General features: G+C 74.2%; 8 protein-coding genes. 1 reads left to right on the forward strand and 7 read right to left on the reverse strand.

Annotated features, from left to right (window positions below; translation table 11 throughout):
* Nucleotide 1: 1 nt before the first annotated feature.
* The 7 genes from ACH34T_RS09545 to ACH34T_RS09575 form a co-directional block, all read right to left on the reverse strand.
* On the reverse strand, nucleotides 2-1,057 hold the full coding sequence (locus ACH34T_RS09545) for a hypothetical protein (RefSeq protein WP_395991639.1): 1,056 nt from the start codon (nucleotides 1,055-1,057) through the stop codon (nucleotides 2-4).
* The gene (locus ACH34T_RS09550) at nucleotides 1,054-3,237 is read right to left on the reverse strand and encodes a hypothetical protein (RefSeq protein ID WP_395991640.1); all 2,184 of its coding nucleotides are present in this window, start codon (nucleotides 3,235-3,237) and stop codon (nucleotides 1,054-1,056) included. Before ACH34T_RS09550 ends, ACH34T_RS09545 begins: the two co-directional genes overlap by 4 nt.
* Nucleotides 3,234-6,380, reverse strand: coding sequence for a tubulin-like doman-containing protein (locus ACH34T_RS09555; RefSeq protein ID WP_395991641.1), 3,147 nt, complete (start codon nucleotides 6,378-6,380; stop codon nucleotides 3,234-3,236). Before ACH34T_RS09555 ends, ACH34T_RS09550 begins: the two co-directional genes overlap by 4 nt.
* Nucleotides 6,381-6,406: 26 nt before the next feature.
* Nucleotides 6,407-8,755, reverse strand: coding sequence for a VWA domain-containing protein (locus ACH34T_RS09560; protein WP_395991642.1), 2,349 nt, complete (start codon nucleotides 8,753-8,755; stop codon nucleotides 6,407-6,409).
* A gap of 301 nt (nucleotides 8,756-9,056) precedes the next feature.
* Nucleotides 9,057-10,331: a tetratricopeptide repeat protein gene (locus ACH34T_RS09565; RefSeq protein WP_395991643.1), complete on the reverse strand. Its 1,275-nt coding sequence runs from the start codon at nucleotides 10,329-10,331 to the stop codon at nucleotides 9,057-9,059.
* 163 nt (nucleotides 10,332-10,494) lie between these two features.
* Nucleotides 10,495-11,193 carry a Crp/Fnr family transcriptional regulator gene (locus tag ACH34T_RS09570; RefSeq protein WP_395991644.1) on the reverse strand — a complete coding sequence of 233 codons (699 nt, stop codon included), beginning with the start codon at nucleotides 11,191-11,193 and terminating at the stop codon, nucleotides 10,495-10,497.
* A 120-nt stretch (nucleotides 11,194-11,313) separates the two neighbouring features.
* Nucleotides 11,314-12,528, reverse strand: a complete 1,215-nt coding sequence (locus ACH34T_RS09575) for a tetratricopeptide repeat protein (protein WP_395991645.1) — start codon at nucleotides 12,526-12,528, stop codon at nucleotides 11,314-11,316.
* Nucleotides 12,529-12,940: 412 nt separating this feature from the next.
* Between ACH34T_RS09575 and ACH34T_RS09580 the strand changes: the two genes are divergently transcribed.
* Nucleotides 12,941-13,687 carry a S1 family peptidase gene (locus tag ACH34T_RS09580; protein WP_395991646.1) on the forward strand — a complete coding sequence of 249 codons (747 nt, stop codon included), beginning with the start codon at nucleotides 12,941-12,943 and terminating at the stop codon, nucleotides 13,685-13,687.
* The last annotated feature ends 28 nt before the right edge of the window (nucleotides 13,688-13,715 follow it).

Here is a 13,715-nt window from a genome sequence, read left to right on the forward strand (position 1 = left end):
GTCACCGTCCGAACACGAGGAGGACGGCCACGACGATCAGCGCCGCGACCCCGGCCCACAGCAGCCACGAGCCGTCGCGCCGCGAACGCTCCGCGGGCGGCGCCGGAGGGGCCGTGGCGGCCGCGGGGGCGGACGGGGGCTGCTCGCGGCCGGTGTCCTGCGCCGTCTGCGGATGTTTGCGGCGCCGCTGCGCGAAGAACTCGGCGCGGCCGCGGGTGAACGCCGGGTCGGCGGCGAGCGGGCGCGGCGGCGGGTCGGCCTCGCCGAGGCGGCGCAGCAGGGTCTGCGCGTCCGGGCGGCGCTCCGGCCGCTCGATGACGCCCGCGAGCAGCGCCTCAAGCTCCGGCCGCGCGGCGAGCTTGGCCGTGTCGTCGAGGTCGTCGCCGGTGACGATGTGGAAGATCAGCCGGCCGGCCGCCCAGACGTCGTCGTTCGGGCCGACGTCGCCGCGGTCCCAGCCGGGCGGCGTGTCCGGCCGCTGCTCGGGGGCCTGCCACGGCATGGCCCCGGTGACCGTCCGCGGCGACCCGATCAGCGCGGCCTGCGAGAAGTCGGTGATCTGCACGTCGTCGCCGTCCCACCGGACGGTGCGGGGACCGATGCCGCGGTGCGCGACGCCGGCGGCGCTCAGCAGCCGGACCGCGCGCAGCAGCCGGATCTGGAAGCGGCGCCGCTGCTCGGTCGGCAGCGTCCCGGCGAGGGACCCGACCTCGACGCCGCGCAGCGGCTCCAGCAGCGCGAACGGCTCGGCGGCGTCGGCGTCGTAGCCGACCAGGCGCGTCACCGCCCGCGGATACGGGCCGCCGTCGCAGAGCCTGGCCAGCCGCAGGCCGGCGAGGATCTCGGCGTCGAGCTGCCGGTATCCGGCGACCAGCCCGCCGGGGCCGCGGTCGACCGGGCGGACGCGGCGGACGGCGACCGTCCGGTCGGGCAGTTCGAGGTCCAGGCGCCCGGCCTCCAGCGGCGGCCGCAGCGGCGGCTCGGCCGCGTCCAGCTCGACGGCCTTCGCGTCGACCTTCGCGCCGTGGACGTCGCGGTAGCTCAGCCTGATGCTCACGCCGTACCTCCGTCGTCGCCGTAGCCGTCGCCGTTGCCGGTGTCGTTTTGGCCGTCGCCGGGGTCGTCCTCGGTCCACGTCCACTCGACGACCTGGGCCTGCAGCGGGACGAGCCGCAGCACACCGCAGTGCGCCGACGACGACACCAGGACCGTGCCGGGCGGGAACGCGGCGCCGTCGCCCGCCGCCCTGCCGCGCGTGACGGGCCCGAACCGGACGGTGCGCGGCCCGGCCGCGACGTCCAGGAGCCCGAGGTCCCCCGGCGCGCACAGCTGCCACATCTCACCGGCCGGGTCGTAGGTGACGTGCTCGGTGAGGAACGCCAGGTCGTCCCCGCCGATGCGGGTCGCGGGACGGGCGTCGGTGACGAACGGGAGCGTGTCGACGGGGAGTCCCTGCTCCACCACGCTCTCCCACGCGTCGACGTACTGGCTGGTCTCCTTGCGGGCGAGCCGGGCGGCCTCGCCGTCCGGCGCGGCCTGCTGCGCGGGCCGCACCGCCCCCAGCACCAGTTCGGCGAGCCAGAAGTGCACGGCGTCGCCGTAGCCCGCCAAGGGGCTCGCCGGACGGGGAAGCGTCTCCCCGTCCAGTTCCCTGGATCGCTCCTCCAGCTCGTCCCGCACCCCGCCGAGCCCCTGGCGCAGCAGGTTCAGCGCGTCGACGGTGTCGAGCCTCCGGTTGAGGCGGGACCAGCCGGTCACGGCCTGGCCGAGCAGGTGCTGCACGTCCTGGAGCGCCCGCTCGGCGAGGTCGAGCCCGGCGTCGTCCACCCAGCGCATGGCCCGGGACCGCCACGACTGGACGATCGCGGCCAGCGCCCCGGCGACGGCCGCGAACACCGCCGCCGCCCAGGCCCCGGCCGGCAGCGCGGCGGCGTCGCCGCCGAGACCGCCCCCGATCGCGCCGGCGAGCGCGGCGAGCGCGTTGACCGCCAGCGCGCGGGAGTGGGCGTCCATCCGGCCGCCGGGGCCGCGGATCACGGTCAGCACGACCAGCGCCGTCCACAGCAGCGCCATCACCAGCCCGCCCGCGACGCCGAGCGGGGACAGGCCCGCCAGCGCGGCGCACGCGGCGCCGGGCAGCGGCAGCCAGCCCTGCGGCGGCGGCAGCGGCGGCGGGTTCCGCAGCCGGTGCAGCATCGGGTCGGCGCAGACCTGCCCGAGGCGGCGGGCGTGCCCGCCGCGCCGCTCCAGCGTGTCCGTCCAGTCGCGCAGGTCCAGTTCGAGACGGGTCAGCGAGGCGCCGCGGGCGAGGCTGTCGCGCAGCCACGTGCGCAGCTTCTCGCGGAACCGCTCGGCGTCGAACGGCTCAGGCTCCGGCGGGTGGACGCCCCGGGCGGCGATCGCGACCCGCCGGTCCTCGGTGACCCGGTCGTCGCCCGGCACCGCCTGGAACAGGTCGGCGACCCGGTCCCGCAGCTCGGCGAGGCGCTCGCCGGCGGCCTCGACGGGCACGTCCGCCGGAAGCTCCCGGATGAGCGCCCCCACGCCCGGCAGCTCGGCCGCGGCCTCCTGCGCCTCGTCGAGCGCGAGGTCGGCGGCGTCGACGGCGCGCTGCAGGACGCCGTCCTTCGCCAGCCGCAGCGGGACCCGTGCGGACGGGGCGTCGTCGTCGCGCGGCGCGGGCGCGGGCGAGGCCGGGTCGAGCAGGCGGCGGATCGCCGACCGCAGCGCGTACAGGAAGTCCTCCTGCCCGGTGCCCGCGGCCCCGGCGATGTGGAGTCCTGGCACGGCCGCGCCGAACGGCACGTCGGCGAGCAGCCGGTGGGTGCGCTCGAACACGCCGGGCAGCCGCAGCAGCTCCGACAGGCGGCCGAGGCCGTCGCCGTCGCGGCCGTCGCGGCGGCGGGCGCGGGCGCCCGGCCTGAGCGGCCAGTCCACCCCGGTCTCCTCGATCACCCACAGCGTGCGCCGCTGGATGTTGCCGGGCAGCCGGAGCCCGTCGCCCGGGCCCCGGCCCGCGCCGGGCTGACGGCCCACGACCAGGCACAGCAGCTGCGTCACCTGCCGGGACCCGTCGAGCGCCTCGAACGCTGCGCGGTGCCGCACGACCGCGGCGGCGGTGTCCTCGACGAGGAGCATGCCGAGGTCCTGCGGCGTGTGCAGCAGCTCCCTGACCCGGGACGCGGCCTCGCCCGCGTCGCAGCCCTTCAGGTCGAGCCGGACGACGCGGGTGCTCACCGTCCCTCCCCCGGCGTCTCCATGGCGGGCCGCTCCAGCGCGCGCAGGTTGGCGCGCACCGCGGACACGTCGGTGAACTCGGCGTCCAGCGCGGCCGGATAGGTGCGGGCCCAGAAGTCGCGCAGCTGTTTGGCGCGGGAGCGGCTTGAGGAGTGGAGCTCACCGAGCATCTCGTCGATCCGGCGGAGCTGGGCGTCCGCCATGTCGCGCAGCACCAGGTAGAGGTCTCCGGGGGGTTTGGGCATGCTGCCGACCCCGTCGGGCGCCTCCTGCATGAGCTGCGCGCAGAAGTCGCGGCGGATTCCGGCGTTGTCGGCGAACGTCCACAGCTCGTAGGCCTGGAGCAGGCTGCCCCAGGACGACGCGTGCTCCAGCGGCGTCAGCTCCAGCGTCATCGACACACCGCCGGCCAGCTCGACGGACACGCTGATCGGCGAGGCGGGGTCGCCGTCGACCGTGACCTTGTCGTTCCACATCGCGCACAGGATCCGGTGCAGGATCTGCACGCGGTGCTCCTCGTGGGTGGCGAGGTAACCGAAGTCGTAGCCGAGCCGCTGCCGCCACTTCAGATAGTCCTGCCGCTGCGGGCGGTCGATCGCGTCGGCCCAGGTGCGCAGGACGTCGCGGACCTCGCGGACGTCGGTGATGCCCATCGACGAGCGGAACAGCACGACCGCGATCGACTCGGCGGTGGTGTGGGTGAAGTCGTAGACGATGTCGGGCCCGGCGGGCAGGTTGACGGCGTCGCGCAGGTAGGACTCGATGCCCGGGTCGTCCGCGCCCGCCGGGTAGGACACCAGGACCTTCAGCCGTCCGGTGCCCTGCGGGCTGAAGTTCGCCGGCACCAGCCCGGCGAGCTTGCCGCGGAACTCCTCCAGCTCCGCCTCGCCGAACTCGGCGGGCGCCTGCCCGGCGGCCTGCGCGACCAGGTCGTGCAGGGTCGGCAGCAGCGGCGTGCGGCCCTGCTCGGCCATCCGGAAGTACACCTTGACCTCGGCCTTCACCCGTTCGCGCAGCTCGGTGACGGCCGCTTCGGGGTTGGTCTCCCAGGCCGTCCGGTACGCCTCCCGCCACGCGTCGCCGCCGAGCAGGACGCCGAGCAGGTCCGCGCCGGTCGCGCTCGGCTGGAGCTGGCCCTTGCCGGTCAGGTCGTCGGTCATCCGGCGGACCACCCGGGTGTAGAACCGCTCCAGGTCGCCGCCCGGCGGCAGCAGGTACGACACGCCGACGCGGGACTTGGACAGGTCGGCGGCACGGTCCCGGAACCGGTCGCGGTCCTGCGCGGCGTGGTCGGCGAGCGCCCGCGTCATCGCGCGCAGCACCGCCTCGACCTGGTCCAGCGGCTTGCGCCAGCGCGGCGCGAGCTGCGACCACGGCTCGGTCCAGGCGACGTTGGTCCGCCACCGGTACCACTGGTCCTGGCGCTGCCGGGCGTCGACCGGGTCCGGGTCGGCCCACTTGACCTTGACCATGCCGAGGCTGCGGTCGCGCAGCGTCGGCAGCGGCGGCGGGTTCGGGCCGAGCCCCTCCGGCGCCGGCGGCTCGACCCGGCGGCGCTGCATCAGCCCGACCGCGCCGCCGCGCTCCACCTCGTCGGCGGACTCGGGGTTGCCGAACAGCGCGCGCGTCAGCCGGAACGGGTCGACGCCGCCGAGCATCCGGGGGACGGCGTCGCGCGGGTCGAACGCGCTCACCCGCTCGGGGATGTCGCGATCCAGCCGGGCGCGCAGCCGGGCCAGCGCCGCGCGCATCGCCTCGGCCCGGTCGTTGAGCGCGGTCGTGACCTCCTTCGCGCCGGTGACCGGGTCGGGCTCGGCGTGGTCCTGCGCCGGCCGGCTGAAGATCTCGGAGATGTTCGCGACGGCGAAGAACTCCTGGATCAGCGACCGGTTCGACTCCACTCCGGGCAGCGACCCGCGCAGGTCCTCGATGCCGGCGCGCAGCAGCCGCCCGGCGACCAGGTCGGCGAGCTCGTCCACCGGGACCGTCAGCGACGCCACCAGCGCCGTGGACGCCCCGCGGTTGCCGATGCCGTTCTCGGCGGGGATCTGCCGGTCGACGCTGGCGTTGATGAAGCTGTCGGCGAACGACTGGTGCTGCTCGCCGTCGGACCTGGTGCGCTGGTCGAGCTCGGTGCCCAGCAGCGACAGCATCAGCGACACCACCGAGCGGCGCAGGTCGCCCGGCTCGGCGCCGACCGGCCGGCAGAACAGGAAGCCCGTCTGGGCGGTGCCGGGACGCAGCGTGATCCGTCCGTCCACGGGGTAGTGGACGGCGACCTCGTCGGGGTCGATGTCGGCGCGGGCGGTGTATCCGCGCAGGTCGCGCCGGGCGCCGCCGCCGTTCTGCTGGTCGACGAGCCGGAACAGGTCCAGCAGCGCGCGGCCCGCGTTCAGCTGCGCCGGACGCCCGCCGCCGAGGCCCTCGACGAACGCCGACGGCATCAGCACCAGCGGATAGATCTTCGGCCGCAGGTCCGTGCGCTCGAACAGCTCGCCGATCAGATGCAGGTAGTCGTAGAAGACGCCGGCGCCGGTGCCGCCCGCCACCGAGAACGCGACGAACACGTCCACCGCGTTCTTGTTGCTGGACTTGCCGCCGAGCTTGTACAGGTCGGTGGCGGCCTGCGGGCCCGACAGGCCGCCGATCGCGGCGTTCAGGTCGGCGGTGGCCTGGCCCATGCCGTTGCGGAACGTCTCGAACAGCGCCGCCCGCCCGATGGTCGGCAGCTGGCCCGCGCCGCGCTGCAACGGCGTCACCCTCGGCTCGCCCTGCTCAGGCGGCAGCCACGACGCCACCTCCCGTCCGGCGGTCAGCCGCAGGTTGCGCGCCACCTCCGGATAGGTGTCCACCTGCGGCACCAGCCCGCGGACGTAGTGCGCCGTCCGCTGGACGGCCGGGGCGTGCTGCGCGCCGGGCACCACGTTGGTCTGCAACCGGTCGAGGTCGGCCTGGTTGACGTCGGCGTACACGAACTGCATGCAGTCGGGCAGCTGGTAGGGCAGCGCGTCCTCGCGGAGCCGCTGGAACGCGGTGCCGTCCGGGCCGCAGAGTTCCTCTCTGAGCCGGCGCTCCAGCTCCGCCCCGATCAGGCAGCCGGTGCCGCCGAGCCCCACGAACAGGACTGGCTGGTAAAGCTTCATGGGGGGACTTCTTTCTTGACCGGCCGCTACAGCCAGGGGTCGTCGTAGGTCGGCGATGCGGGGGCGGGGGGCTGCTCCGCGTGGTCCGTGCCGGGACCGGATCCGTTCCGGGCTCCGGCGCCGCCGTCCGGCGCCGGGGAGCCGCGCTCCGCCGTGGTGCGCCGGGGGGCGGTCCGTCCGGCGGCGCGGCGGGGGCGGGTGTCGGTGAAGGCCAGCGTCAGGCCGGTCTCCTCGAACGGCTCGCCTTCGCCGCCGATCTCGATCTCGTAGCGCGGGCCGTCCGGGAGCTGCACGACGACCTTGCCCGGCGCGCCCCGGCGGGCGCGGACGGGCCGGTCGCCCGGATGCGGGTAGTCGAGGCCGGGATCGCGGCCGTCCGCGGCGTCGTGGACGACGAACCGGAACTCGGGCGCCCATTTGCCCGGGGCCTTGAGGACGGCGAGCTCGTCGCCGTCCCGCCGCAGCAGGGCGCGCAGCCCGCGCACGCCGACGCGGGCGCGGCGGGCGCGGCGCCGCAGGTAGAGCAGCAGTGCCAGCAGCAGCAGCGCGACCACCGCGGCGGCGATCTCGTACCGGTGCCGCTCGAACCAGCCGGGCGGGTTCTCGACCGTGACCGTGAGCTGATTGACGGCGTACACCTTGGACAGGTCGGCGGCGTCGACGACCTTCACGGTCAGCGACGTGCCGCCGAGACCGGCGTCCGCCGGGATCCGCACGGTGAACGGATGCGTCGTCCTGCCTTGGGGGATCGCCAGGTCGACCGGGCCGGTGAGCGACGCGCGCGCGCTTCCGGAGCCGTCCAGCACGAGGCGGCCGCGCACCGGCGCCGCGCCGTTCTCCATCGTGACCTTGCCGGTGACCTCGTCGCCCGGGTGCACGACCGGGTCGGACGAGAACGCCACCCGGCCCTGCAGGGCCGGGCCCTGCGCGCTGACCGCGACGGTCACCGGGACCTGCTCCGCCCGGATGCCGTAGCCGCTGACGACCCCGGTGAGGGTGACGTCGCCGGGCTGCGGCGGCGCGTCGAAGGTGCCGGCGTAGCGGCCGTCTCCGGCGCGGTCGTCGGGGGCCTTGCCGTCGTCGCGGATGACGATGCTGCGGGCCGCGCCGAGCGAGGGCCCGGCGGCCTGGACGGCGAACGTCAGCTCCGCGAGCGCCTTCGCGTCGGTGATCGCACCCTTGCGGGTGACCAGCGACAGCCGGACGGTGAGCGGCTGGCCGGTGCGGGCGCTCGGCGGCTCGACGACCAGGGAGGTGCTCACCGCGCCCTGCCAGATCGCGGTCGCGCTGACGAGCTGCTTCGACAGCCTGTCGGGCGCGGTGAGCCGGATCTTCCAGCCGCCGTTCTGCGGGTTGACGACGCTCAGCGTCTCGACCGTCGCGTTCTCGCCGGCGCGCCGGAACTCGCTGTCGCCGATCTTGCCCTCGGCGGGCACGGTCCGGCCGGACGGGTCGACGTAGTCGACGCGGACCCGCGGGTCGCCCTTGGCCACGGTGATGTTGCCGTCGGTCGCGATGATCGGAATGTCGATCTTCAGCTCGCGGGTCTCGCCGGCGCCGAGCGTCGTCTCGTCGCTGCGGCTGACGCCCGCGCACCCGGCCGCGGCGAACGCCTCGGCGAGCGAGCGGAGCACGTCACCGGAGTCGCGCACGACGCGGGCCCGCGGCTTGGAGTCGGCGCGCTTGTCGCACGCGCCCTGGGAGCCGCCGGCGGCGAACCCGTCCAGGGCGGGCCGGTCGATCTGGTCGCCGAAGCCGAGCGGCCACACCTGCGTGCCGTTGGTGCGGGCGAGCGCGAGCTGGGTCTCCACCTGCTTCCGCGCCTCGCTGTTTCGGTCGCTTTCAATGCGTCCGTAATTGGGGCTGCGGTGGACGTCGAGCCGCCCGTCGGTGAGCAGGAACACCACCTTCAGGGCGTCTTTCGGCCCGCCCTGGCTCAGGGTGCCGAGCGCCTTGGCCAGTGCCGCGGCGTGGTCGGTGTCATTTCCTTCGGAGTCGGCGCGGCGGTGCAGTTTTCGGACGCACGCGCCGAGCGAGTCCTTCTTTACGGAACTGTCCAGAATTACGGGCGGGCACGCTTCGGTGATCGCGTTCTGCCCCGGCTGGTTCTGGCTGCCGAATCCGTAGATCGAGACCCGGCTGCGGGAATTCAGGCCGCCGAGCGCGATGGTGGTGGCGGATTTGATCTCCTCGCGGACGTCGGCGTCCGAGAGGCTGCCCGACTCGTCCACCAGGATGGACACGTCCATCAGCGTCGGTTCGGGAACGGTGCTCGGCGCCTTCGCGTCCGCCGTAGCGGAAGGCGCGCTCTCCGGCGCCGCGTTCGCGGCGATGGCCGATGGCCACATTTGGACGGCCAGGAACGCCGCCGCCAAGGCGGCCCTCCCCGTTGGGCGCGCGAATACGCGGCCCGTTCTTCGCATCATTCTCCTGAACCCCTGTGCAATGTCCACCCCGTACGGCCTCAACTTTTCCGATGATTACTCAACCGCGACATGGGAGTCAGTATCAGTTATCCGACTGTTACGAATTCGGCCGCGGCGCCCGCTTTTAACGATCAAGAACGGATTCGTGTCCGATTTTTTCGTTTATATGAGGGATCGACCTATTTGACGGCGGGCCCCGGCGCACGTCGCTAGAATGCGTGATTAGAATCGGTTTTTAGAGTTGTCCGAACTAGACGGTCGCATCGTCCTCCGTGTCCGTGTCGTCGAGGACCGGGAGGGCCGCCAGCTCGCGCAGGAAGCCGTCCAGCAGCCGGTCCGCCGTCGCGGGGTCCATCCCGCGCGGCTCCCCCCGGACCAGCCGCAGGCCCTCCACCAGGAAGCTCTGCGCCGTCGCGTACCGCCCGGCACGCCGCTCCAGCCGGCCGAGCTCCAGATACGCCTCGACCGACGAGGGCCGGTGCTCCAGCAGGAACAGCCAGGTCTGCCGCGCCTCCTGGACGGCCCCCAGCGCGGCCTGGCAGCGGCCGAGCCGCAGCAGCGCCGACGGCCCGGGCGGCGACACCGGATCGTCGCCCATGCCGAGCAGTTCCTCCAGGTCCAGCCGGGCGCGCTCGTACTCGCCGAGCCGCATCAGCGTCTCGGCGCGGACGTCCAGCAGCGCCGACCATTCCTCGCGGCCGTCGGGCGAGACGTCGTCGAGCAGGTGCATCGCGTCCTGCGGGCGCGCCTCCGCCAGGAGCGCCCGCGCCTGCGCGACGCGCCCGGACGGCTCGGCGGCCCGCCCTGCGGTCGGCCCGGCTGTCGGGCCTGCGGGCAGCCCTGCGGTCTGTGTTGCGGGCGACCCGGCGGGTTGGTTCTCGGCGTGGCTCGTGTGAGGCGCGGCGTCCGGCGCCCCCGTGGAGCCAGACGACGCGACCGCCGGACCGCCGGCGCGGTCCGAGACGTAGAGCCAGGCGTCCATGGAGAACCCCTTGCCGGGGAGGGAGCTGCGCACCTGCCAGAAGTCCTCGGCGCGCAGCGACCGGAAGCCGTTGCGGATCACGTCCTGGAAGAGGTGGTCGGAGACGATCACCGCGAGCTGCGCGCGCGGGAAGTCGTCCAGGGCGGCCTTGACCGGCGGGCTGTCCAGCAGCCGGAAGCAGTCGATCACCGCGGTGCCGTTGAACCCGGCCGGGCCCGGCGTGACCAGGCCGCTGGTCAGCGCGAGCCGCAGCCGGATCCGCGCGGCGTCCGCCAGCAGCCGGTTCTCCTGCCAGAGCGCGACCTCCAGCTCCGAGACCAGCGCCGGGATCACCGCGCTCTCGTCGATGTCGCTCGGCGGCATGATCAGCACGCCGTCGCCGCTGCTCTGCACGATCTCCTCGGGCAGCCCCGCCTCCCTGCACGCCGTCAGCGCCACTCCCACCAGCGCCTGCTGGGCACGGATCTGCTCCGGGACGAGCCGGCTGCTCCACCCCTTGATGTCCAATCCCGCGCACAGCGAACGACGCGACCGGGCCCCCATGCGTCCCCCTTCCGGGCCCCCTCCCGGGCCTCGGCTTGAAGTCTCACGGCCCTGGGGACGCCACAACCCGCATCAGTACGGGAAGAGCGATTTCGGCTCAGAAGTCGTCGCGGCACACATCCACGGCGGCCCCATCCGGGGGTGCGGGCCGCGGTGGGTGTCGTCAGCGGCAGAGCTCGGGGGGCGGGTCCATGTCGGCGAGCCGGGCCAGGCCGGGCACGTCCCGGAGCACCACGCGGCCGCGGCCGCACTCGACCAGCTCGCGCAGCGCCGGGCCGTTCAGCGCCTTCTGGACGGTCCCCTCCTGCGCGCCGATGAGCATCGCGAGATGCTTCTGCCTGAGCTTGACGACGGGATGGTCGCGTTCCCAGTCCTGCGAGCGTCGCGCCTGGTAGAGCAGCGCCCGCGCGAGCCGCGCCTCGACGTCGTAGCCGGCGGCGTCGGCGCGGTAGGTGTTGGCCTGCGTGAGCCGGTCGCCGGTCATGCGGTTCAGCGCGAGCATCGCCTCCGGGCACTCCGCGAGGCACCGCATGAAGTCGCGCGCCGGGATGATGGAGGCGACGCACCGGTCCAGCGCGGTGACCGTGGCGCTGCGCACGTCCTCGTTGAGCACCGCCATCTCGCCGACGAGATCGCCCGCGTGGCGGATGCCGAGCAGCGACAGCGACCCGTTCTCCACGATCCTGGTCACCCCGACGCGGCCGGAGAGCAGCACGTACACCGCCGTGCCCGGCTCACCCTGGCGCATGAGCAGCTCGCCCCGCTGCACCGTCTTCGGCCTGCCGAGCCTCAGCACGGTCCGCTGAACCGGCGGGGACAGCCGCCCCAGATAGGAAAGGTCATGCCAACCGGAGCTCGTCACGGGACGTCTCCTCAGCGCACGCGCATCTCGCCGCACCGACCCGCCCGGATCGGACGCCGCCTGGACGGGGACCAAGTATGGCAGCTTCCCCACGGCCGAACCGGGTCACACGACACATATCTACCTTCCCTCCGGTTCCCATGCGAGCGCGGCGGAAAGCAACCGGCTCGCGCCCGCCCGATCCCCGCGCCTGAGCGCCTCCACGGCCAGCACCCGCAGCGGCCCGCCGCCCGCCGGATGGACGTCGGCCGCCGCGTTCACCATCCGGTCGCCCGCCCGCTGCTCGCCCCGCCGGTACGCGCGCGCGGCCAGCGCCAGCAGCAGGTCGTGCTCCAGCCGCTCCGGCTCCGCCGCGAGGCCCGGCTCCGCCTGGACGATGCGCAGGCCGTCCTCCAGGTACGCGCGCGCCACGTCGTCCGGCTCGGCCAGGTCCATCAGCGGATAGGCGGCGGGCGTCAGCGGATGCCGCCGCAGCAGGTACCGCCACGTCTCGACCGCGGCGCGCCGCTCGCCGAGCCGCAGATGGCACTCGCCGAGCGCGAGCAGCGGCTCGGGACCGGGCCGGATGCGCAGGATCCGCCGCAGCGACTCCGCCGCCGCACCGTGGTCGCCGGCGCGCATCTGCGTCCGCGCCCGCCGCAGCAACGCCGTCGCCCGCACCTCGGCCCGCGCCGTCACCCGCGCCCCGTCCGCCCGCGCCCCGTCCGGACCCGCTTCGTCCGGCTCCGGCCTTGGCCCCGCGTCCGGGTCTGGTTCGGGTTCCGTGTCCGGTGCTGGGTCCGGCTGGACGGGGACGTCCGGCGACCAGATCCAGCAGCCAGGTCCGAACGCGTCGCCCGCGACCCGCTGGAACGGCGGCGTGAACGGCGCGAAGGCGCCCTGCACATGCCAGTGCAGCAGGTCGCTCAGCAGGACGGCGAACGGCGCGTCCGCCCGGTGCCGCCGCCCGCGTCCAAGCAGCCGGACGGACTCGGCGACCACCTCCGCACCCGACCTCGGCCCCGTCGAGCCGCCCGCGACGCCGATACGCGTACCGATGCGCGTTCCGGCATGCGCTCGGATGCGCGTACCGGTGCGCCCCGCCTTTTCCCTATCGTGTTCCCTATCGTGGCGGCGCAGGACGTCCATCAGCGCGGCCACCGTGCCCGCGGGCTCGGCCCGGAGCACGAGCACGATGACCTCACCGGCGGCGAACACCGCCTCGACGTCGCCGCGGCCGGACCGCCGCACGCTCTCGACCGACTCCACCCGCGCCCGGATCCGCTCCGGCGTGGTCAGCCGCCACCATCCGCCGATGCTGAATCCGACACAGGTGATGCGCGCGTCCCCGTCCAATCCCGACCTCCAGGTGCCGTGCGGTTCCGCTCACCCTCCCCCACCCCGCGTCCGCGCATCCCGTCGCAATGCGGGTTGGGGCGGCCGCGGACGTGTTCACAGCCCGTGCCGCCCGCCACGCGGCCGGGACGTTGTTTTCACAGCTCAGCGGCTGGATTGAAAAAATGGGTCGGCGTTCAGTCACGCGCCGTACCGGTCGAAGATTCGCAGGTCGTCCCCGCTATTTCCGCAGAAGGCGTTCTATCCGGGTGCCGGACGCGGAATCTGGAATTGGTGATTTCTGCATGAGTGGTCAATAGTCGGGGGGCATGGGGTCGGCGCCGCGAACGCTTCCGTGACGCCGGCCGGGGACCGGCAGGGCCAGGCGGTCACCACGTTTCTTCTTCCACCCCCGTGAAAGGACCCCCCGCTCATGAGGAAGCGCAGACTGTTGGCCGCGGTACCGATCGCGGTTCTGACACTGACCGGTACGTCCGTGGCGGACGCGGCGACGGCGCCGTCGCCGCCGCCCAGGACGAACATCGTCGGCGGCGTGCCCGCCACGGAGACCTACACGTTCATGGCCTCGCTGCAGGGCAGCAGCGGCTCGCACAGCTGCGGCGGCTCCCTCGTCGCGCCGCAGTGGGTCATCACCGCGACGCACTGCGGTCAGCCCGCCCAGGTCAGGATCGGCACGAAGACCTACAACGCGGGCGGCGAAGTCGTCCGCGTCGCGAGCCGCCAGGTCATCGGCGGCGACCTCGCCATCCTCCGCCTGGCCAGCGCGGCCACGTCCAAGCCCATCCCGATCGCGCAGAGCGCACCGGTCGGCTCGGCCACCCGCCTGATCGGCTGGGGCCAGACCTGTCCGACGCGCGGCTGCGGCGGAGCTCCCATCAACCTCCAGCAGCTCGACACGACCATCGTCGCGGACAGCCGGTGCTCCGGTATCACGGGAGCCACCGAGATCTGCACCGACGGCGGCAACGGCAAGGGCGCCTGCTACGGCGACTCCGGCGGACCGGCCGTGACCGGCGGACCCGGTGCGTGGGAGCTCGTCGGCGCCACCAGCCGTGGCGGCCAGACCTGCGCGCAGGCCCCGGCCATCTACAGCGACACGGCCGCCTACCGCAGCCAGATCCTCCAGATCATCGGCGGCGCCGCGAGCGCGGCCCGCTGACCCTTCAGGAATGAACGTGCCCTCCGCC

The organism is Actinomadura sp. 9N215, from assembly GCF_044326345.1.
Lineage (GTDB): Bacteria > Actinomycetota > Actinomycetes > Streptosporangiales > Streptosporangiaceae > Spirillospora.

Bases quoted from the DNA above. Each gene is read 5' to 3' on its own strand.
- ACH34T_RS09555 (WP_395991641.1), bottom strand. From the start codon at position 6,380: ATGAAGCTTTACCAGCCAGTCCTGTTCGTGGGGCTCGGCGGCACCGGC.
- ACH34T_RS09565 (WP_395991643.1), bottom strand. From the start codon at position 10,331: ATGGGGGCCCGGTCGCGTCGTTCGCTGTGCGCGGGATTGGACATCAAG.
- ACH34T_RS09580 (WP_395991646.1), top strand. From the start codon at position 12,941: ATGAGGAAGCGCAGACTGTTGGCCGCGGTACCGATCGCGGTTCTGACA.